The organism is Zobellia barbeyronii (genome assembly GCF_018603515.1).
GTDB classification, from domain to species: domain Bacteria; phylum Bacteroidota; class Bacteroidia; order Flavobacteriales; family Flavobacteriaceae; genus Zobellia; species Zobellia barbeyronii.
This window is the reverse complement of record NZ_JACATN010000002.1, coordinates 279,760-300,982: the sequence shown is the minus strand read 5'-3', so window position 1 is coordinate 300,982 and position 21,223 is coordinate 279,760. Positions and strand designations below refer to the sequence as shown.

Annotated in this window: 13 protein-coding genes; 6 read left to right on the top strand and 7 right to left on the bottom strand. The window is 36.9% G+C overall.

Annotated features, from left to right (window positions below; all coding sequences use genetic code 11):
• Nucleotides 1-76: 76 nt before the first annotated feature.
• The 7 genes from HW347_RS05840 to HW347_RS05810 all read right to left on the bottom strand — a co-directional run bounded on the left by HW347_RS05840 (nucleotide 77) and on the right by HW347_RS05810 (nucleotide 7,997).
• The gene (locus tag HW347_RS05840) at nucleotides 77-1,810 is read right to left on the bottom strand and encodes a sodium:solute symporter (RefSeq protein WP_214610985.1); all 1,734 of its coding nucleotides are present in this window, start codon (nucleotides 1,808-1,810) and stop codon (nucleotides 77-79) included.
• Nucleotides 1,811-1,917: 107 nt separating this feature from the next.
• Nucleotides 1,918-4,443, bottom strand: a complete 2,526-nt coding sequence (locus tag HW347_RS05835) for a PIG-L family deacetylase (RefSeq protein WP_214610984.1) — start codon at nucleotides 4,441-4,443, stop codon at nucleotides 1,918-1,920.
• A 150-nt stretch (nucleotides 4,444-4,593) separates the two neighbouring features.
• Complete coding sequence (locus HW347_RS05830; RefSeq protein ID WP_214610983.1) at nucleotides 4,594-5,148, bottom strand: mechanosensitive ion channel domain-containing protein; 555 nt, start codon at nucleotides 5,146-5,148, stop codon at nucleotides 4,594-4,596.
• Nucleotides 5,149-5,152: 4 nt separating this feature from the next.
• Nucleotides 5,153-6,100: a septum formation inhibitor Maf gene (locus tag HW347_RS05825; protein ID WP_214610982.1), complete on the bottom strand. Its 948-nt coding sequence runs from the start codon at nucleotides 6,098-6,100 to the stop codon at nucleotides 5,153-5,155.
• A gap of 36 nt (nucleotides 6,101-6,136) precedes the next feature.
• Nucleotides 6,137-6,718, bottom strand: coding sequence for a Maf family nucleotide pyrophosphatase (locus HW347_RS05820; protein ID WP_214610981.1), 582 nt, complete (start codon nucleotides 6,716-6,718; stop codon nucleotides 6,137-6,139).
• 3 nt (nucleotides 6,719-6,721) lie between these two features.
• The gene (locus tag HW347_RS05815) at nucleotides 6,722-7,249 is read right to left on the bottom strand and encodes a KdsC family phosphatase (RefSeq protein ID WP_214610980.1); all 528 of its coding nucleotides are present in this window, start codon (nucleotides 7,247-7,249) and stop codon (nucleotides 6,722-6,724) included.
• Nucleotides 7,233-7,997 carry a Rossmann-like and DUF2520 domain-containing protein gene (locus tag HW347_RS05810; RefSeq protein ID WP_214610979.1) on the bottom strand — a complete coding sequence of 255 codons (765 nt, stop codon included), beginning with the start codon at nucleotides 7,995-7,997 and terminating at the stop codon, nucleotides 7,233-7,235. Before HW347_RS05810 ends, HW347_RS05815 begins: the two co-directional genes overlap by 17 nt.
• 288 nt (nucleotides 7,998-8,285) lie before the next feature.
• On the opposite strand from HW347_RS05810, the gene ccsA reads away from it, so the two are divergent.
• From ccsA to HW347_RS05780, 6 genes are all read left to right on the top strand, one after another.
• The gene (gene ccsA / locus HW347_RS05805) at nucleotides 8,286-11,465 is read left to right on the top strand and encodes a cytochrome c biogenesis protein (RefSeq protein ID WP_225901831.1); all 3,180 of its coding nucleotides are present in this window, start codon (nucleotides 8,286-8,288) and stop codon (nucleotides 11,463-11,465) included.
• Nucleotides 11,466-11,588: 123 nt separating this feature from the next.
• Nucleotides 11,589-12,158 carry an RNA polymerase sigma-70 factor gene (locus HW347_RS05800; protein WP_214610978.1) on the top strand — a complete coding sequence of 190 codons (570 nt, stop codon included), beginning with the start codon at nucleotides 11,589-11,591 and terminating at the stop codon, nucleotides 12,156-12,158.
• A 188-nt stretch (nucleotides 12,159-12,346) separates the two neighbouring features.
• Nucleotides 12,347-13,474: a FecR family protein gene (locus tag HW347_RS05795; protein WP_214610977.1), complete on the top strand. Its 1,128-nt coding sequence runs from the start codon at nucleotides 12,347-12,349 to the stop codon at nucleotides 13,472-13,474.
• Between the two features lie 103 nt (nucleotides 13,475-13,577).
• Nucleotides 13,578-17,018: a SusC/RagA family TonB-linked outer membrane protein gene (locus HW347_RS05790; protein ID WP_214610976.1), complete on the top strand. Its 3,441-nt coding sequence runs from the start codon at nucleotides 13,578-13,580 to the stop codon at nucleotides 17,016-17,018.
• Nucleotides 17,019-17,021: 3 nt separating this feature from the next.
• Entirely contained in the window at nucleotides 17,022-18,692 is a 1,671-nt protein-coding gene (locus HW347_RS05785; RefSeq protein WP_214610975.1) for a RagB/SusD family nutrient uptake outer membrane protein, read from the top strand.
• A 2-nt stretch (nucleotides 18,693-18,694) separates the two neighbouring features.
• Nucleotides 18,695-21,223: an alkaline phosphatase D family protein gene (locus HW347_RS05780; protein ID WP_214610974.1), complete on the top strand. Its 2,529-nt coding sequence runs from the start codon at nucleotides 18,695-18,697 to the stop codon at nucleotides 21,221-21,223.

The following is a 21,223-nucleotide window of genomic DNA, read 5'->3' as shown; positions in this document are numbered from 1 at the left end:
ATATAACTTATAGAAAGCGTTTTCGGCTAATTTTTAATCGAAAATAAAATAGTAAATAGCTGTAACTAAATATATTCTAACGACTTACGGGCTGTTTTTTTAATAGCCTATCAAAGCCTTCAAAAGCAATAGCCATAGCAATTACCAAAGCAGCTCCTATGAAGTTAAGCCATAGGTATCCCAGTTTTTCTTCGCCCGTAGGGTGAATAAAAATAAGATTATAAAAAAGCACAAAGATGATAAGTTGTGTGAGCAATGCGGCAAAGAAAACAGCATTTCCTTTAACAAACTTAAAGAAAAAGGCCAGTAGAAATATACCCAAGACATTACCATAAAAAATGGAACCGATTATATTAACAAGTTGAATAAGGTTATCAAATAGGTTGGCAATACTTGCTATGGAAATTGCTATTATACCCCATAAAAGAGTAAAGGCTTTTGTAGCTCTAACATAGTGCTCATCAGTCAATTTTCCTTTTATGTTTCTCTTGTACAAATCCAAAGCAGTTATGGTGCCCAAAGCATTAAGTTCAGATGCGGTGGATGACATTGCTGCGGATAGAATAACCGCTAAAAGTAGTCCTATCAATCCTCTTGGGAGGTTATGAAGGATAAAGTGGATAAAAACGTAATCCTTGTCATTGGTCTCAACAGTACTATCAGCCTCTTTTATTAATGATTTGGCAGCCGCACGATTAGTACTGTCTTTTATGTTTAAGCTGATAATTTCTTGTTTTGCCTCTTCTACAGCGCTGTATTCTTTTAACTCTAAAGCGGCAGAAAACTTATTTTGGGCCATTTTCTTTTCTGCCTCTAGCTTTTCCTGTCCTTCCTGAAGAATAGCATAATCTTTGGCGTATTCGGAACTCATCACAGCCTCTGTAGCTGCAGGGTTAAAGTTTAAAGGCGAAGGATTGTATTGATAAAAAACAAATACCATAACACCTACCAATAGAATAAAGAACTGCATTGGTATTTTCAACAGGCCGTTAAAAACTAGACCTAACTGACTTTCGCGAAGGGATTTCCCTGAAAGGTAACGTTGTACTTGACTTTGATCGGTACCAAAATAAGCCAAAGCTAAGAATAGTCCGCCTGTAATACCACTCCAAAAAGTATATCTGCTTTTGGTGTCAAAACTAAAGTCGATTATATTTAACTTGTTGCTGGCACCAGCTATCTTAAGTGCTTTTCCAAAGTTGATATCGGCAGGTAAATATCCTAATATAAAAAAGAAAGTGATGAACATTCCTGTCATGATAATGAACATTTGTTGTTTTTGGGTAACGCTTACCGCTTTGGTACCACCTGATACGGTATAAATAATAACCAGAACTCCAATAATAACATTTAAGGTTCTTAAATCCCAACCTAGTACAGCAGATAATATAATGGAAGGCGCAAAAATAGTAATACCTGCAGCTAGACCTCTTTGTACCAAAAATAAGATAGCGGCCAATGACCGTGTTTTTAAATCAAAACGGTTTTCGAGAAATTCGTAAGCGGTATAGACCTTTAACCTGTGATAAATGGGTAGGAAAACCAAACAAATTATAATCATGGCTATGGGAAGCCCAAAATAAAACTGAATAAAACCCATGCCATCATGAAATGCCTGCCCCGGGGTAGATAGAAAAGTAATGGCACTGGCTTGCGTTGCCATTACAGACAGACCTATGGTCCACCATTTGGCATCTTTTCCACCACCTACGTAGTCATCTACACTTTTACTTCCTCTGGTTTTCCAAACGCCATAGGCAACTATGAAAAGCAGTGTACTCGATAAAATAACCCAGTCTAATGTTCCCATATTAGGTAAATGCAGTCATTAAGTAACTAAAAACAAGTATGTATATGATATTAAGTATCAGTACTAACGAGTATTCCTTTTTCCAATCGAACTTGTCTAACATAGCTTTAATTCAATTTCGTAGGTTGTACATTTTTTTCAACAGAAAGCATATTTGCAAATAGCTTGTATGCTCCAGGTACACCGGCAGGTAGTTCTCTAAAAAAACTTAATCCGGTATAGATGTAATTTCCTTTTCCGTAAGGCGCTATTAAGATACTTCCTTTTTTATCGGATTCTCCTTTATCGCTCATAGAAAGAACAGGAGTAAATTCTTTAGCCCATTTGTCAGGGAAATAAAGTCCGCGCTCTTGTACCCATCCATTAAAATCAGCAGCATCAATTTTATTCGGATAATTTACTAAGGTATTCTTTTTATCTATTATTTCTACAGCGGAATTTTCATCCGTTACCCGGTCACGAGATAATGTAATAGGGTAGGGAGCCAGATTTTCAAACTGATTGCCCCATCTGCTTGCTGTATTGTATTGCACTACAAGATTACCTCCTTTTTCAACATAATCAAAAAGATAACGCTGTTTGAATTTCAATTCATCTACCACGTTGTACGCCCTAATACCAACAACTACAGCATCATACTTGTCTAACGAACCTTTTGCAATACTGCTAGGTTCTATGGTGTGAACGATGTAACCTATTTGACTTAGACTTTCAGGAACTTCATCTCCGGCACCAACTATGTAGCCAATGTGTTCTCCTGATTTTTTAATATTTAAACGTACTACTTTTGCTTCTGAGGGCAGTAAAACGGATTGAGTAGGAACGTGATCATAATCTATCATTACTAACTCTTTGGTGATCTCTTTGCCGTTTAGTTTTATAACCGGAGAAATAAAATTTTCGTCTTCGTCAGCAGGTGGGGTTAGTGTAAAAATTAGTGTTTGTTCATCACCTTTGTTAGCAATTTCAAAAGGTTTTGATTCGGCATCTACTGCCCATCCTTTGGAATGGCTTAGTTGCAGTTCGCCTTTTATATTATCTGCATGAGCTTTGACTGTAACCGAAATTTTCTTAGGCTCGCCATCGGCAAAAATTAATACTTTATCACTAAAACTTGCCGTAGCCTCTGGTAGTATTTCAAAAGGCTGAAACAATTCACCTTTATCGGGTTTTGCGTAATGATAAATAACAGGCTTTTCAAAAGTTAGGGTCTTACCATTAAATTCAAGTTGGAATTTTGCTAAAAATGCTCGTGGCGTTTCAGGTTTTCCAATAAGTTTTTGATCATCTACTTTGTACATACCCAGAGTACCTTTTTCTTTAAGCCAATACGGACTCGTATAATCCGTGGCTTCAGGTATATCTAAATCGATTTCAAAAGTTTGCTTTTCATTATTTTTTAAGGCGATGGAAGGTTTTAACTCCTTATCCGTAGAAGAGATAGAAATAGTTTTCAAAACAATATCCGCAGAACTTCTATTAACGGCCTCAATGTTTACTTTCAACTTTCCTCCAGGGTTAGAGAAAGCTGTTTCGGCGGAAGCTTCAAGATAAAGGCCTCCAACATTTAAAATGATGTTCTTTAACTCTTGTGATTTTAAAGCTTTCCAATACTGGTCATCTACTTTTTGAAGTAGTTCGTAAGCTTCTAACAGTTGCGGCAAATGTTTTGATGGGTTTGCGAAGTCAAAGTTCTTTTCAACAGCGTAAAGAATCTCTCCAACAGCTTTACCACCGGGTACACGAGACCAAGAAGTATCTATGCCCTCAAAAATGTCATTAGCATTTTTTGGCATTGAACCTTTTAATAGCTCAACGTATTCATTTTCTGTGCCTCTTTGAGATAAGCGGCCAAAACCTTGACATAAATGCTGGCTGCTGGCCAAAGCGGCAATTTCGTTATTAGACCTTCCTAAAATAGGGTAGTAGGTACCAATGTCTAAATTGACCATTTTTGATTTATCGGCCTCGTCAAATTTCTCTTGGCTGCCATAAAACCACCATGAAGTGTTGAAAAACAACCGTTGTGGTTGCCAAGTTTCTGTAAGTTCTAATTGTTTACTGTAGGCATTTTTATTGCTAGCCAAATCAAAAGCTTCAAAACTTAACATGGCCGATGAAGTATGGTGCCCATGAGTGGTGCCGGGACTTCTATGGTCAAAACGGTTGATGATTACATCTGGCTTAAAATTACGAATGGCCCAAACGACATCGCCTAGCACTGCTTCTTTGTTCCATATTTCTAGGGTTTCATCTGGGTGTTTGGAATAACCAAAATCATTAGCTCGCGAAAAAAACTGTTCGCCGCCATCTATACGTCTGGCCGCTAAAAGCTCTTGTGTACGTAAAACACCTAAAAGCTCACGAAGTTCAGGTCCAATAAGGTTTTGTCCACCATCGCCTCTGGTTAAGGATAAATATCCTGTTCTGGCTTTAGTTTCATTAGATAGGTAAGAAATAAGTCTTGTATTCTCATCATCTGGGTGCGCAGCAATGTAAAGTGCTGTACCTAAGAAATTCAATTTTTCAAGTGAATGGTATATTTCAGAAGAGGATTGTTGCACAGGTTTTTGTGCATTGGTAATATTTGAACACAAGAGTATTCCGGCAAGGAATGCCAAAAAATAGCGCATAAAGTTGGTTTTAGTCTGGAAGAAGCCAATGATTTACAGAAGCGACACCATACCAAAGATAGAAAGTTTAAAGGGCTTAGCTGGTTTTTTAAAACTTCTTTAACAAAAATTAATTTAGGAATGTACTATAGGGAATCTTGTGAAACGCAATTATGCTTCTTCAGTTCCGTCTGGTGTTTCTGCTGTCTCTTCGTAAGTGTAGATTAATGTAACCGCTTTTTGCATCATTAAGTTATTAGGGTAAACTAACAATTCTCCGTTAGATTTTCTTAAGCTAACGTGAAAAGCCCTAATATCTTCAATTAAAAATGGTTCTTCCGATTCAATATCCTTATCTAAAATTTTTATGCGATCACCAATCTTGAATGGAAACGAGAAAAATAGGATAACTCCTGCAGTAATATTGCTTAAAATAGACCAGCTAGCAAATAAAGCGACTCCTATGACAGTGAATACAGAAGAAAAGACAAGACCAATATCTTTGTAATTCACCCCCCATATAAATGATATGACCCCAAAACCTAAAAGCATGAGTAAAATAGAGGCGTACTTAGTAATTAATAATGTTCGTGCCTCTACAATGTCACTGATTCTACCAATTTTCCGAATGGTTTTATCCGTAATGAATTTTAGGATGATTAGCACGCCAAATGTTATGGCGGTAGCTATCATTTCGTGCTTGTACGTTAAAAAAAATTCTTGCATAAACTTATAGGCCTAAACTGTCGCGCAAAGGTAAATCCTTATTTCCATTTTGTCGCCAGTAAGGAGTCTTTAAACTTTTTATTTTTGTGGCTGTAGAAGTCATGGATTTGGCATTTTCTCCAAAGCCGCTTTTAAAGGTATCAGACCAATTTTCGATAGTATAAGGAAAAGCTGTTGTGAAGTTAATTGTTAGGGTTCTTTCTAACTCAGGATAAGTTATTTGGTAAGTTGAAATACCATCTTTACTATTTAAACTAGCAGTTGATTCATACTCTTTTAATTCTTTGTGAGACAACCGTATAAACTCTAGAGAAGGTATAATTTTTAAATCTCCTACAGGTAGTGTTTCAGGTGAAATTCTAATCTTGTTCCATAGCTCATTTTCAAGGACGGTTTTTTCTAATTTGAAGTCTTGGTCCGCTTCACTTTCAAAATACGAATGAGACATTATATCAAATTTTTCACGGTTATTTAGCTGTGCATAAACCTGTCCGCACCACTCCTGTGCAGAGAACGAAACTTTTACCGCATGGTCGTTATCATGAACCGGATAAAAAGTACTTGTCATTATGGAATAAGGGTAGATTCCGGTGAGATATTTCTTGGTTACATTCAGTTTTAAAACAGGGATATTATCTGGGTTGTTTCCATCTGCTTTCACTTGCTTATCCTTTAGGAGAGGTTCGGTAACAAAAACAAGAACAGCTTTGCCGTCTCTTATTTCACCATATCGTGCTAGTTGAAGTTTGTAAGATGTAATTTCGGCATCACCGGCGTACCAATACTTCTTAAATTCGCCCGAAAGTTCTTTCTTCGGTAATTCTACCGTTTTTTCGGAATTAACAGCAACGTCTTCACTAGTCTCTTTTTTAACCTCTTGGCAAGATTGCGTAAAGGAAATTAGTAAAGCTATATATGTTAGAGGAAGGGCTTGTTTGGTAATAATTCTCATGAGGTAGTAATTTTATTTAAAATTAACCAAAAAGAACTACTTGACCATTTCTATTAACGTTTTGTATACCAATTGTGTAGGTAGGCCTACAACATTAGGATAAGATCCTTTAATTTCTTCAATACCTGTTAGGCCTATCCATTCTTGAATACCATAAGCACCAGCCTTGTCATAAGGTTTGAAATTGTTGATGTAGTAGTGGATTTCTTCATCAGATAACTCTCTGAACTTCACTTTGGTTACTTGGTGAACAACTTTTTGTGAGCTAGAAGTGGTGAAGCAAACCGAAGTTATCACCTCGTGCCAGTCTCCGGAAAGAGCATTCAGCATTTCAAATGCTTCTTTAGCATCTGCTGCTTTGGCTAGTGATACGCTATTATGCCAAACTACAGTATCTGATGTAATAAGGATTTCACCGGCTTCTAAAGAACCTTCAAAAGCATCTGCTTTTAGTTTTGCTAAATAATCGCTGATTTGGCTTCCTACTAATTCAGGCGGATAAACTTCGTCCACAGATTTTAACCGTACTTCAAACGGAAGCCCCATTTCTTTTAAAAATTGATGTCTTCTTGGTGAGCCGCTAGCTAGAATTATGGAGTGATTATTTAAGTCTAACATAATTTAATCGTTTGCGGCGCTAAAATTTGTCATCCAGTCTCCTTTTACTTTTAAAACCTGCTCAATAACATCTCTTACGCAGCCTTCTCCGCCGTTTTTATGAGAAATATACATAGATACAGCTTTTACTTCCTGAACAGCGTTTTGTGGGCAGGTAGGTAGTGCAACCACTTTCATTACGGGGATATCAGGAATATCATCACCCATGTAAAGCATAGTGCTGACGTCAATATTATGATTGTCCATATATTCTTTTAAAGCATCCATTTTTTGGTGTGCTCCTAAATAAATATCCTTTATGCCTAAAGCTTGCAAGCGGCTTCTTACACCTTCATTTGTGCCTCCAGAAATAATACATATTTTATAACCTTTCTGTAGTGCGGTTTTAACGGCGTAGCCATCTTTCACGCTCATTTTGCGAAGCATTTCGCCTTCCGAGGTTATAAGCAATGTACTATCAGTGAAAACACCATCCACATCAAAAACAAAGGTGTCTATGTTTTTTAAATATTCTTTATAGCTCTTTTCCATAAGTTGCTTGTATAGATTTGCTCAACAGTTCGTAGACTGCCTTGAGCTCTTGTTTTTTTATTTGTTCTAACTGGTTTGCAATGGTTTTTGAATCGTTTCGCCTAGCAGGACCAGTTTGGGCCTCGTAAGGTGATAAGGTTTCGATTTTTCTTGCCGTTTCCTGTATAAGCGGGCTTAAAATTTCAAAACGAACATTATTTTCCTTACAAATTTCAGAACCCATATGATAAAGGTGATTGGTAAAATTATTTACAAATACGGCAGCAAGGTGAAGGCTTTTGCGTTGTTCCGTGTGTATTTCGTATACGTTTTCTGAAACAAGATTTGCTAGCTTTTTCAATAGCACCAAGTCTTCTTTGTTTTCTGCTTCTAAACAGATTGGAACCTTCTTGAAATCTAGTTCGTTAGATTTACTAAAGGTCTGCAGTGGGTAAAAAACACCATGTCTCTCGTGGCGAGACAGTTCGTTCATTGGCGTGCTTCCAGAAGTGTGAACTATTAATTTATTTTTATGTGTAAGTAGTTCTGATACAGTTTTTATAGAATTATCACTTAAAGCGATTATATAGATATCAGATTCATTTAAATTAGAGAAATCAGAGGTTATTTTTTCCTCTGGAGCAAGAGCTAGAAGCGCTTTTTTATTTCGACCTATAACTTGAACAATCTCTATTTCGTCCGACTTTGAAAAAGCCTTGAAAAGGTGGGTTGCAACATTGCCGGTACCTAAAATGCTTACCTTAATCATGAGGCGAAAATAAGCATATAATTACGTAAAAGAGACTTTGTTTTGCTGAAAAATAATTCAAACATTTTACTTTAAGGAGAAGAAAATGATACTCCCGTTTCTATGGAATTTGTAATAAAGACTATTATCTATTTCGGTCTATAAAAAAATCTACTTTCCCTAAAATGAATCCCATAAAATTTTCACTTATAATTAACAGTTTTCGCAAGACTTTAGATTGCTCTATCTTCCTGTAAATAAGAAAAAGGGCGTATTTTTGCCTGCTGAAAACCAATTTAGTTGCTGCCGATGAACATGCTCAAAAAATTCTTTTTCTCCACCCGTTTAATGTCCGTTCTTTTTATAGTCTTTGCTATTGCAATGGGGCTAGGAACGTTCATAGAAAGTAAATACAGCACTGAAACAGCTAGAATTTGGATTTACAACACCACATGGTTTGAGGCTATTATGGTCTTTTTTGTAATCAATTTTATTGGTAACATGTTCAGATACCGTTTGCTACGTTGGGAAAAATGGGCAGTTCTAACACTTCACCTTTCATGGATTTTTATCATAATTGGAGCATTTGTAACCCGTTATATCAGTTACGAGGGTATGATGCCTATTCGTGAGGGCAAATCGGAAAAAGTATTCTATTCGGACAAAACTTATCTAACCGCTTATGTAGACGGTGACATTAACGGAGAGGCTAAAAGAAAAACATTACAGGAAGATTTAATAGTTACGGCAGAGGATATAAAATCTAGATTACCTTGGAAGTCAGATTTTAACGGTCAACCCTTTACTATTTCTTATGCAGGTTTTATTGATGGGGCAGAAGAGGGATTAATTCCAGATGAAAACGGAAAAACGTATTTAAAGATTGTTGAGGCAGGTGATGGGCAAAGACATGAGCACTTTCTAGAAAGTGGCAAAGTTTCTAGCATTCACAATGTGCTTTTTTCATTGAACAATGACACTGAAGGTGCCATTAACATTTTTGAAAAGGATGGGGCTTATACTATAAGAACTCCTTTTGAGGGTAATTATATGCGAATGGCAGACCAGTTTAAAGGTCAGGTCGCAAAGGATAGTCTTCAAGAATTTGTATTACGCTCATTATACTCAACGGCAGGAATGCAATTTGTAGTTCCTGAACCTGTAGTAAAGGGTTCTTATGGTGTTGTAAAAGTCTCAAAGGAAAAAATGACTGATGCTACTCTGGATGCCATGATAGTAGATATTACGGTTAATGGAGAAACCGTTCAGCAAAAATTATTGGGAGGGAAAGGTATTTCTAATTTCTCTGAGAAAGTAAATGTAGGCGGACTGGATTTTAGTCTGAGCTATGGTTCCAAAGTATATGAACTTCCTTTTAGTATTAAACTGAATGATTTTATAGCAGAAAAATATCCTGGTACAGAGCAGGGGTACAAATCTTTCATGAGTAAGGTTACTGTTGAAGACGACAGGGATTTTGACTATAGCATTTTTATGAATAATATTCTTGATCATAAGGGGTATCGCTTTTTCCAATCTAGTTTTAGTCCAGATGAAAAAGGAACTGTTCTATCTGTAAATCATGATCAATGGGGTACGCGTATTACCTATTTAGGATACTTCTTGCTGTACATTGGCTTAATGGGTATTATGTTCTTTGGAAAAACAAGGTTTAAGGATTTAGCCGTTTCTCTTGATAAATTGAAAAGCAAAAAAGCAAAACTGACAGCGGTTCTTGTTTTGGGTATGTTGTTAAATGTGAATGCCCAAGAACATTCCGCAGATGATGGTCATGACCATAGTAATATGGCGCCTACACAGTCCCAAATAGATTCGCTTTTACAAACTACGATTGTTTCTGAAGAGCATGCGGAGAAGTTCGGAAAACTTGTGATTCAAGATGAAGGAGGGCGGATGAAGCCAATAAATACCTTTTCTTCAGAATTGCTTCGGAAGCTAAGTTTAAAGGATGTTTATAAAGATATGAATGCTGATCAGGTATTCTTATCCATGATGTTAAGTCCGGCCGCTTGGTATAATGCAGAGTTTTTAGCTGTAGATAAAAAAGGAAAGAACGATAGTATACGTCACGTAATAGGTATACCAGAAGGACAACCATTTGTAAAAGCAACTGATTTCTTTGATAAGGAAGGTAATTACAAATTAGAGCCATTTTTAGCAAAAGCTACATCTACCAATATCCCTAATCAGTTTGATAAGGATATTAAAGAAGCCAACATTCGTTTAAGTCTTTTGGATCAAGCTTTAAGTGGTCGTATTATAAAGGTTTTCCCTTTATTGAATGATGAAAATAACAAATGGATTTCAGCCATAGAATATAGGGGAGGGCAGTACCAAGTTTCAGATTCGCTTTATGCTAATTTTATAAAAAACTCGGTGCCTTATTATCTAATGACCTTGCGTAAAGCAAAGGAGACGGGTGATTATGCCAATGCGGATAAGTTGTTAGAAGCATTCAAGCAAAACCAAAAAAACCACGGAGCAGAGGTGCTCCCTTCAGAAGATAAGATCAATGCCGAAGTAATTTACAATAAGCTGAATATTTTCAATATGCTATATAAGCTATATGCTTTAGTTGGCGTAATCATGTTTTTTGTTTTAGTATTCCAAATTTTTAAAGACCGCTCCATTTGGCGTATGGCAGTTTACTCCTTAAAGGGTACTATTTTCATCTTGTTCTTATGGCATACAGCAGGTCTTATTTTGCGATGGTACATTTCAGGTCACGCTCCTTGGACCAATGCATATGAAAGTATTCTGTACGTTTCTTGGGCAACTATGGGAATGGGGCTTCTCTTTGCCAGAAAAAGTGATATGACTATTGCAGCTTCTGCATTTGTTACCAGTATGTTATTGACAATTGCCCATTTAAACTGGGTGGATCCAGCAATTTCTACTTTGGTTCCGGTACTTGATAGTTATTGGCTAATGGTTCATGTTGCGGTTATTGTGGCTAGTTACGGACCGTTATCTGTTGCAATGATTCTAGGTTTAGTTTCTCTATTACTTATGATTTTTACCAATAAGAAAAACAAGGCTGTAATGGACTTGAATATAAAAGAATTGACGATAATCAATGAATTGTCCATGACAGTAGGTTTGGTCATGTTAACTATTGGTAACTTTTTAGGTGGCCAATGGGCCAACGAAAGTTGGGGTAGGTATTGGGGCTGGGATCCAAAAGAAACATGGGCACTAATATCTATTATGATATACGCCTTTGTTATTCATACCCGCTTGGTACCTGCTTTGCGAAGTAGATGGGCATTCAACTTTCTTAGTGTTATTGCTTTTGGAAGTATCATGATGACTTATTTTGGAGTAAACTACTACTTGGTAGGTTTACATAGTTACGGGCAAAGTGGCGCAGCCGCTATTACGCCAGATTATATTTGGTATATAGTTCTGGCAGCCGCAATTCTTGGTGCTATAAGTTATTGGAGGTATAAGATTAACTATAGTAAATAGGGGGCGTATTTCTAATTTTTAGTTAGAATTGTAAGGTATTTAATTAAAAATAAGTGTTCTTTTTACCATTGTCGTAATATTTAATCTATTTTTTATAGATTTAGCATCTTGTTACGCGGTGAGATGAAAATGATAACTGAAGACATAAGGCTCTTAGAAGGCATGAAGGAAGACGATAATTCTTCTTTCAAGGCTGTTTATGAGAAATACTCTAAAGTTCTGTTTATATACGCTCACAACATTATAAAGGACAAGGTAATTTGTGAAGATATTATTCAGGAGGTTTTTATATCGCTTTGGGCAAAAAGAAAGACTAGTAACATATCTTCTCTAAAACCGTATCTCTTTCAAGCTGTAAAATTTCAAATATTCAATCATTTCAGAAATAACAAATTTTCAACTGAAGATTTGACCAGATTGAATATTATAGACGTTTCAATGAACGTTTCAGATCAAATAGAATATTCTGAGCTTAATCAAATCATTCGGGATCAAGTAGCAAAATTGCCTAAAAGATGTCGTCATATTTTTGTGTTGAGCAGGTATGATCATAAATCGAATAAAGAAATAGCGGAAGAACTTGAGATATCCGTACAGGCGGTAAAAAATCAAATTTCAAAAGCATTGGCATTTCTACGAAACAATCTTCAATTAGAAGAAGCTGTTATTATTTCTCTTATCCTTCTTCATTAGAAACTATCATCAGCTTATAATATCTGTTTATTAGGGTTTTAACATTCTTTTAGGTTACATCAGTAATGTGTATTCCTTAATTTTTTCACTTTTATTTTATCGATTTTAAAAAATAATGGACTTCTAACGTGTACCATCGCATTAGTTTGGGTACTTAGTTGTGATATCGTTTTCTAATTGAGATATAAATGAACGAAAAAAAAGCAAAAAAGCTCTTTAAAAAATATGTGAACAATGAGTGTTCTCAGGAAGAGAGAGACTTAATGGAGCGTTTTCTTGAATCATACCAAAGTGAGAGTAATCCAACGTCAGATTTTAGATTTGATAGCGAAACAAAAGAAGAGGTTTGGCAGAAAATTGCAGGTAAGACTAAGGTTCCACAAGCAAATAAAAATAACTTCAACGGTTTTATACTAAAGTACGCGGCCATTTTTATTGGTTTAGTGGGACTTGCCATGGTTTTCAATTTTCTATCAAAAAACGGCAGTGAAAAGTCCAACTTAGTTATAGAAGATAATGCTATTGTTTTAAAGACAGGAGACAACCAAGCAAGAAAAATTATTGTTGGTGGTGGAGAATCTATTACCGATGAAGACGGAAACATTTTAGCATCCCAATCTAATGACCAAATGGTCTATCATGGTAAGGCAACTACTGAGTTGGTCTATAATGAGATTATTATTCCTAAAGGAAAAACTTTTGAGCTGAAACTTTCTGATGGCACACTTGTACACCTAAATGCAGATACTTCTTTAAAGTACCCCGTAAGTTTTGTCAAAGGACAAGACCGAAAAGTATTTTTAAAAGGCGAGGCTTATTTTGAAGTAGCCAAAGACCCCGAACATAAATTTACTGTGGTAGCTAAAGATATTGATGTTCAGGTTTTAGGAACTCATTTTAATGTTAGCTGTTATACCGGTGAAGAAACTTACGCGGTACTCGCAGAAGGTAGTGTAGCTATTAGTGATAAGCGTGCTGGTCAAGTGAGTGATAGTTTAAGTATTCTAAAACCAGGTCAAAAAGCGGCAATGCAGGAAGATGCTTTGATAATAACCGAGGTAGATATAAGCGATTACCTAAACTGGCGTAATGGTGATTTAACTTTTAATAATGAGCCTTTTGAAGATATTGTAAGAAAGATAGAGCGTCGCTACGGAGTCCGAATTGAAAATGGATATACAGAGCTAGAATCTGTCCGGTTTAGAGGTGCTTTTAAAAATGAAACTATAGAAGATTTACTTGACACTTTTAAGGAGAGTGCTGAGTTTGATTACGAGATAACCAATAACCAAATACGAATTAAAAAACCAACATAATTTATGTGACTTAAAGCCAAAAAAAAATCGGGGAACGCGGCAACGTCCCCCGACAAATAGTGATTTCAATCCGAGTAATAACAAATCAAAATCCTTTAAAAATATGGAAAAAAAACCATTGTTTTTCATTCTATTGAAAAACATTCTTAACAAGAATCGCACAGTGAAAATCTCCATTCTAATGTTTGCTTTTGCCTTGTTCAATCTTCATGCGAATTCATACTCGCAAAATAAGAAGGTTTCTATAGAGGCCAATAACGAGACTATTGAAAGTGTACTCAAAAAAATAGAAACGCAAAGCGAGTTCCGCTTCTTTTATAAATCGGGACAGCTGAACGTAGCTAAAAGGGTGACTCTCAGTGTAGAGAAACGCCCAATAAAAGAAGTTTTAAAAATGGTGTTTGGTAATAGTGTTACATACACCTTACTAAAAAACCAGATTGTTCTTAAAAATGACCCTTCGTATAAAGTGCCAATTGAAAGTACAGGAATAGATAATTTGGAGGAAGACCAACAGTCTATAACAGGTGTTATTACAGATGAAATGGGAGTGCCTCTTGCAGGTGCTAATGTTGTAGAAAAAGGAACAACTAACGGGGTTACCGCAGATTTTGACGGTAATTTTAGTCTAGAGCCTAGTTCTGATGATGCTATTTTGGTGGTTTCCTATATTGGTTTTGCTACTAAAGAGATTCCGGTTGACGGACAAACTACGTTGAATATTAAACTAGTTGAAAGTGCAGCGGGCTTAGATGAAGTAGTTGTAGTTGGTTTTGGTACTCAAAAGAAGGTGAATGTAATAGGTTCAGTTTCACAAGTATCTTCCAAAGACATAGAGAATAGACCAGTTACTCAAGTTTCTCAGGCTATTACGGGTCAAATGCCTGGTGTTACTGTAGTGCAACGTTCAGGTAGGCCAGGACAGAGTGGCGGTAGTATAAGTGTTAGGGGAGTAGGTTCTTTTGGAGCTACACCAGATGCATTAGTTCTGATAGATGGTATTGCCGGAAGTATGAACGATATTAACCCGGATGATATTAAGTCTATTTCAGTATTAAAAGATGCCTCTTCAGCTGCCATCTATGGTGCACGTTCTGCAAACGGGGTAATTTTAATTACTACCAAAAATGGTGCTGATAATAAGTTTTCCGTGAATTATAATAGCTACGTAGGTTTTAACGCAGCAACAGAGCTTCCTGAATTTGTAAACTCTTGGGAATATGCAGAGATGTACAATATAGCTTCTGGTAGCAATAGTTTTTCTGCAGAGGACATTGCAAAATACAAGTCAGAAAGTGATTTGGATAATTACCCGAACACAAAATTTTTAGATGATCTTTTCTCTAAGAATGGAGTACAGACATCGCACACGTTAACTCTTAGTGGTGGCGATGAAAAGAATAAATATTATGTTTCTGTAGGTATTTTAGAGCAGGATGGTATTGTGCCAAAAAACAGTTTTAGTAGGTACAACTTCCGAATGAACCTTACGAACAAACTTGGAGACAAGTTTAATTTGAATACACGGTTTTTTGGTTCTGTAGAAAAGAGAGAAGAGCCTCAAGTAACCGGAAACAAAGGACAAGGTTATAGAAGTGAAACGAATAGAGCAACTGATGCTGCTAATAATGCAGGAAGTTTTGTTGGAGATTTAGTTTCTAACGCCGTTAGATATCCAGCAGTAGTTTTAGGCCAGGATTCTCAGGGTAATTATGGTATTGGACCTGAAAGCGGTGGTACGCCTGTAGCTTGGTTGGCTTCGGAATCTTATTTGGAAAATCCAAAAACAAAGGCAGGTGTAAATGTAAAGTTAGACTATAAACCGACCGATGATTTAACCTTTTCGGTAATAGGTGGTTACAACTTTACTCTGAACGAGGAACGTTCTTACTATGCATCGCAACGCCTTAACGAGGATATTTATTTGGGGCAGTCTTATTTAAACCAGTATAGCAATAAAGAGATTTACAAAACACTGCAATTTACAGGTGAATGGTCTAAGGAAGTGGGTGTTCATGATTTTAGTTTTTTAGGAGGATACTCTTTTGAAAATGAAGAATTTTCGTTTTTCAATGGATACCGTCAAGATTTTGCTAGTAACGATTATACGGTATTAGATTTAGGTAGTGCAGAGAATCAGCAGTCAGCTGGTTTTGATTCTGAATGGGCTTTACAATCTTTCTTTTCTAGGTTAAAATATAGTTTTGATGAACGTTACCTTTTTGAAGCCACACTTCGTTATGATGGTTCGTCAAGATTTCCTAAAAGCAACAAGTATGCTGTTTTTCCTGCTGCTGCAGTAGGTTGGAGAGCTTCTCAAGAAACTTTCTTGGAAGATGTTAATTGGTTATCAAACTTGAAGTTCAAAGCTTCTTGGGGTATTTTAGGAAACCAGAACATTGGTAACTATCCATATCAAACAGTATTAGCTTCAGGCCGTGATTACGCTTTGGGTGGCGGACTTTCTACAGGAGCTGCATACTCTAATTACCGAGATGCGAATATTAAATGGGAGTCAACAGAAACTACCGATATAGGTATTGAAACAGGACTCTTTGATGGAAAGGTAACTTTTAACGCCACCTATTTTAGAAGGAATACTACAGATGTACTTTTTAAGCCATCATCTAGTGTGTCTTCTGTACTTGGTGTAGGTATTAGCGAAACCAATACAGGAGCAGTTAAGAACACAGGTTGGGAATTTGATTTAGGACATAGAGGCAGCAAAGGCGATTTTAGTTATTCTATTAATGGAAACTTTTCTGTAATAAACAATGAAGTGGTAACTCTAGGTTTAGGTAACGTAGAGCAACCAAATGGTTTTGTAGGTAACGGTTCTGACCTTTTTATAGGTTATCCAATGCAGATGTACTACGGTTACAAAACTGATGGTGTATTCTTAAATGATGGAGAAACTTCTAGCTGGCCGGATCAAAGCGCTGTAAACCCTACTTCCCAAGCAGGAGATTTTAGGTATAAGGATATTAGTGGTCCTGATGGTGTGCCTGATGGAAAAGTAGACCCTACTTATGATAGGACGTATCTAGGAAGTAGAATTCCTAAATACACGTACGGAGCTAACATCAATTTGAATTATAAAAACTTCGACTTTTCTTTATTCCTTCAAGGGGTGAGCGGTGTAAAAGGTATGCTGGATAATTATGCAGGTTATGCTTTTTTCAACTTAGGAAATATTCAAAAATGGCAAATGGATGGTCGTTTTGATGCTAATAACCCAGTACGTAATCCTGGTTATCCAAGGTTAGAGGTACTAACTAATAGTGGTTCGCCAAATACAGCTACATCAGACTACTGGGTAATAAACGCAGGTTATTTGAGAGTTAAAAATGTGCAATTAGGGTATAATTTCCCTGACTCTTTAACTGAGTTGATAGGCATAGATAACCTAAGGATGTATATAGGAGCAGAGAATTTACATTCTTTTAATTCCTATAGAGATGGATGGGATCCAGAGATTAATTCCTCGGGAAGCTATTATCCTATTTTAACTACGTACACCTTTGGTTTAAACTTAAAATTTTAGAACATGACAAATTTTTTATACACATATATAAGTCGCGTACCTTCCTTTTTTAGGTTGGTTGTTTTAAGCATGACGTTAGTTTTGTTTATTGGTTGCGATAAAGAATTGGAGCAATTTCCTAGTAACGCGTTTGCGAAAGATAATTTTTGGACATCAGAGTCCAATGCAAACATAGCTTTAACCGGTGCTTACCGTGGTGCAATTGAATACGGTACGCAAGTAGTACCATCTGATTGGTGGACCTATTGCGGAATTGTTTTTATGGAATTTGCTACAGATAACGCTTATGACCGTAGAGGAGATAACTCTACTCAGAATCGTTTAACGGATGGAACGCTATTGCCAAACAACAATGTCATAAACGGCTATTGGAAAGGTTCTTATAAAAGAATAGCAATTTGTAATGACTTTTTGGAGAATATTGGTAATGTAGAAATGGAACAGTCAAAAATTGATAGAATGGCTGCCGAGGTTCGTTTTCTTCGTGCCTCCACTTATTTTTATATTTCTCAGTTTTGGGGAAGCGCTCCTTTGGTTACAAAGACCTTAACACCTGATGAGGCTAATAATGTAGATAAGGCATCAAAAGCAGAATTGGTTTCTTTTATAATCAGTGAGCTCAAAGCTTCGGCAGAAGATTTACCTTCATTTGGTGAATTATCCGGTTCTGAAGAAGGTAGGGCTAGCAAGCAAGCTGCTCTGGCCTTCTTAGGTAGAATGTATTTGGGTGAGCAGAATTTTGCAGAAGCTTCTAAAGTGTTCAAGGAAATAATTGACATGGGGGAAAATATAATAGACCCAGATTATGCCTCTCTTTTTACACCTGTTAATGAAGCTAGCAGTGAAAATATCTTTAGCACTCAATATTTTGGAGGTCAAGCAGGAAATTCTTTACCACAACATGCGTATCCCGCAGTAGCTTCTGGTTGGCATATTGTAAATCCATTGGGTAGTTTGGCAGATGCGTATGGTTTTGATGATGGTACCCCATTATCATATGATGACCCTAAGTTTGATTATGCCGATATGGGAGCTAATAGAGACCCAAGGTTTAGATACAACCTACTTTGGGATGGTTCTTCTTTTGGAGATAAAATCTATGATTGCAACCCGGATAGTACAGAATCTTTAGATCAGTTAACATATTCCAAGCAGGCAACAAGAACAGGGTATGGATTACGAAAGTTTTTTGATGAGTCTTTCAGTGGGAATTTGAAATCTGATTACGGCGGAAACGTTCCAATTATTAGATATGCCGAAGTTCTATTGAGTTATTTAGAAGCTGAACTTGAAGCAGGGAGCCCTATTACACAGCAATTGCTAGATGAGACCATTAATACGGTACGAGGAAGAGCTTCGGTTGGATTGCCTCCAATAACGGAAACAGATGCAGCAACGCTTCGTCCTATTCTTAGAAATGAAAGAAGAATTGAATTAGCATTTGAAGGTCAACGTCTTTGGGACATTATTAGATGGGATATTGGTGATGAGGTCTTGGTAGGTGATTTATGGGGAGCTCCTTTTCCTAATTCCACTTTATACCCAACGACTTCTAAGAAAATAGACCCACAGTCAAGATGGTACGTTACCACAAAGAATTTTAGAAAAGGGGTTGATGATATTTGGCCAATTCCAGAATCTGAGGTAAACGTAAATCCTAAATTGGGCAATTAATTATGACAATTAAACGTAGAAAATTTATTCAAAACTTAGGACTTGCCGTGCCCATGCTGGCAAGTCCTTTTAATCCCATTCTTGCAAAAGAAATGGTGTTTACAGATTTTACCTCATCAGACTTGGTCAATTCACCTTTTAAGGCAGATTTTAAAAAGTTAAATGAACGGGTGTGGATAGGAAGTTCCTTCTGGGCAGTACCAATGGAGGATTGGGAAATTAAAAATAACCGACTTGAATTTTCAGGAGTAGAGAAGCAATCAAGGCTACACATTTTAACTCATGTACTTGGTGAGAACCAAGGAGATTTTCAGTTTTCTGGAAATCTGGGATTACTGGAGGACAAAGGTAAAAAAGGAGGTGTTGGTTTTTCTGTTGGAATAAAAGATTACACGGATTCCAATAGCGTAAAAGCAGCTTGTTACTTTGGTAAAGGCATTTCTGTAGGAGTTAACCTGGAAGGGGAAATTTATATAGATAAGAAGAGAGAAGCACTATCTGGCGGATTTGACTTTGGAAATGTTTCTCTTCAGTTGAAGGGGCATAACAAGGGAGGTGAAACAGAGCTTGAGCTTAAAGCGACTGATGCCGCAGGAAAAAGCATAACTCTAGAGAATACTGTAAAAGGAAGTCTAGACGGACTTGTTGCTCTGGAGAACAAGGGCAGTGAAAAAGGAGAAAGCACCTTTTGGTGGGGCGATATAGAATTTTCAGGCTCAAAGGTCCAATACAAACCGGACAATAGCTTTGGACCTATTCTATGGGCTATGTATACCTTATCAAAAGGTAAATTAAAGCTTACCGCACAACTTCCGCCAGTAGGAGTAAAAGACGCTCAAAAAGTAGAGCTGCAGTTTTTAAGAAATGGAAAATGGATAAAAGAAGATAAGGCTCAAATTGATCCCGTTTCGTTTACCTCGGTTTTTTCCATTGAGGATTGGAATGCTTCCGAGGATATAAAATATCGTCTACGTTACAGCTTGGACAAAGAAAGACATACCTATGAGGGAGTTATTCGGGAAGAACCCTTAGATAGACCCTTAACCTTTGGCGGACTTACCTGTCAGCATGCCATGGGGTTTCCATATCGTCCGTTAGTAGAGAACTTAGACAAGTCTAATCCTGATATACTTTATTTTTCAGGTGATCAGTTGTACGAAGGTAATGGAGGCTATCCTATAAAGAGGCAACCAGAAGACAAGGCTATTCTCAACTATTTGGGTAAGTGGTATATGTTTGGTTGGGCTTTTGGTGATGTATTAAGAAACAGGCCTAGTATTTGTACTCCAGATGACCATGATGTGTATCAAGGTAATCTATGGGGTGAAGGTGGAGAAGGAATCTCTTTTGAAGAATGGGAGAATGTGCGTGATGCTCACGGAGGTTTAGTTCAAACTCCAAATTTTGTAAATGTCGTTAACAAGACCCAATGCAGTCATATGCCAGAGGCGTATGATCAGGCACCCATGAAATCTAACATAAGTACGTGGTATACGCACTTGGTATATGGTAAGGTTAGTTTTGCTATTGTTAGTGATCGCCTTTTTAAATCGGGTCCTGAAATGGTGAGAGCTGGTGAAGGGAGAATTGATCACTTGACAGCACCAGCAAAATCCGGAGAGTTGGAATCTGACAACCTTAATTTTATGGGGCAACGCCAACTAGATTTTTTAAATGATTGGGTAGCGGATTGGAAAGGAGCTAACATGAAAGTATTGCTTAGTCAAACGCTATTCTCTAATGTAGGTACGCACCACGGACCGGAGAAGGAATTCTTATTTGGCGACCTTGATTCTGGGGGATGGCCAAAATCTAAAAGAGATAAAGTAGTTGAAACAATAAGAAAGGCATGTGCATTTCATATAAATGGGGATCAGCATTTGCCTTTTATGGTACAATACAGTATTAACGAACCAAGAGATGGAGGGTGGACGTTCTGTACGCCTGCAATTTCTACAGGGTATCCTAGATGGGGACAACCAGACTCGGTTAATGTACCTTTTACAGATAGACCAGTACATGGTTTACCAAACACGGGATGTTATAGAGACGGATTCGGGAACGACAATTACATCTATGCTGTAGGTAATCCTACTGATGATTTTGATGAAGAGTTTGATCGTTACCAAAAAGCTCAGAAAAAGGCTTCGGGTTATGGTATAGTTACTTTTGATACAACAGAAAGAACTATAAAAATGGAAGCCATTCGGTTTTTAGCTAATCTTGATATCGAGTCAGATAAAAACACTTATCCAGGATGGCCATTTACAATTCAACAAACCGAAAATGATGGGCGAAGGCCAATAGGTTATCTTCCTAAATTAAAAGTAAAATCAGCCAATCAATTGCTGAAGATTATTAATGAAGAAACCAAAGAACTGGTACATTCTATGCGGATTAAAGGTAATACGTATACGCCGTCAGTTTATGAATTAGGTAAGTACACTTTGATTATAGGTGAAGGAGCTACAGAAAAAGCCATAAGTGGTATAGAAATAACCATTGATCCTAAAAAGACCATTTCTGTCTAA

Excerpts from the sequence above, each read along its gene's own strand:
- HW347_RS05825 (WP_214610982.1), bottom strand. The coding sequence starts at position 6,100 with ATGAGAATTATTACCAAACAAGCCCTTCCTCTAACATATATAGCTTTA.
- HW347_RS05785 (WP_214610975.1), top strand. The coding sequence starts at position 17,022 with ATGACAAATTTTTTATACACATATATAAGTCGCGTACCTTCCTTTTTT.
- HW347_RS05830 (WP_214610983.1), bottom strand. The coding sequence starts at position 5,148 with ATGCAAGAATTTTTTTTAACGTACAAGCACGAAATGATAGCTACCGCC.
- HW347_RS05790 (WP_214610976.1), top strand. The coding sequence starts at position 13,578 with ATGGAAAAAAAACCATTGTTTTTCATTCTATTGAAAAACATTCTTAAC.
- HW347_RS05835 (WP_214610984.1), bottom strand. The coding sequence starts at position 4,443 with ATGCGCTATTTTTTGGCATTCCTTGCCGGAATACTCTTGTGTTCAAAT.
- HW347_RS05780 (WP_214610974.1), top strand. The coding sequence starts at position 18,695 with ATGACAATTAAACGTAGAAAATTTATTCAAAACTTAGGACTTGCCGTG.
- HW347_RS05795 (WP_214610977.1), top strand. The coding sequence starts at position 12,347 with ATGAACGAAAAAAAAGCAAAAAAGCTCTTTAAAAAATATGTGAACAAT.
- HW347_RS05810 (WP_214610979.1), bottom strand. The coding sequence starts at position 7,997 with ATGATTAAGGTAAGCATTTTAGGTACCGGCAATGTTGCAACCCACCTT.
- ccsA (WP_225901831.1), top strand. The coding sequence starts at position 8,286 with ATGAACATGCTCAAAAAATTCTTTTTCTCCACCCGTTTAATGTCCGTT.
- HW347_RS05815 (WP_214610980.1), bottom strand. The coding sequence starts at position 7,249 with ATGGAAAAGAGCTATAAAGAATATTTAAAAAACATAGACACCTTTGTT.
- HW347_RS05820 (WP_214610981.1), bottom strand. The coding sequence starts at position 6,718 with ATGTTAGACTTAAATAATCACTCCATAATTCTAGCTAGCGGCTCACCA.
- HW347_RS05840 (WP_214610985.1), bottom strand. The coding sequence starts at position 1,810 with ATGGGAACATTAGACTGGGTTATTTTATCGAGTACACTGCTTTTCATA.
- HW347_RS05800 (WP_214610978.1), top strand. The coding sequence starts at position 11,589 with ATGAAAATGATAACTGAAGACATAAGGCTCTTAGAAGGCATGAAGGAA.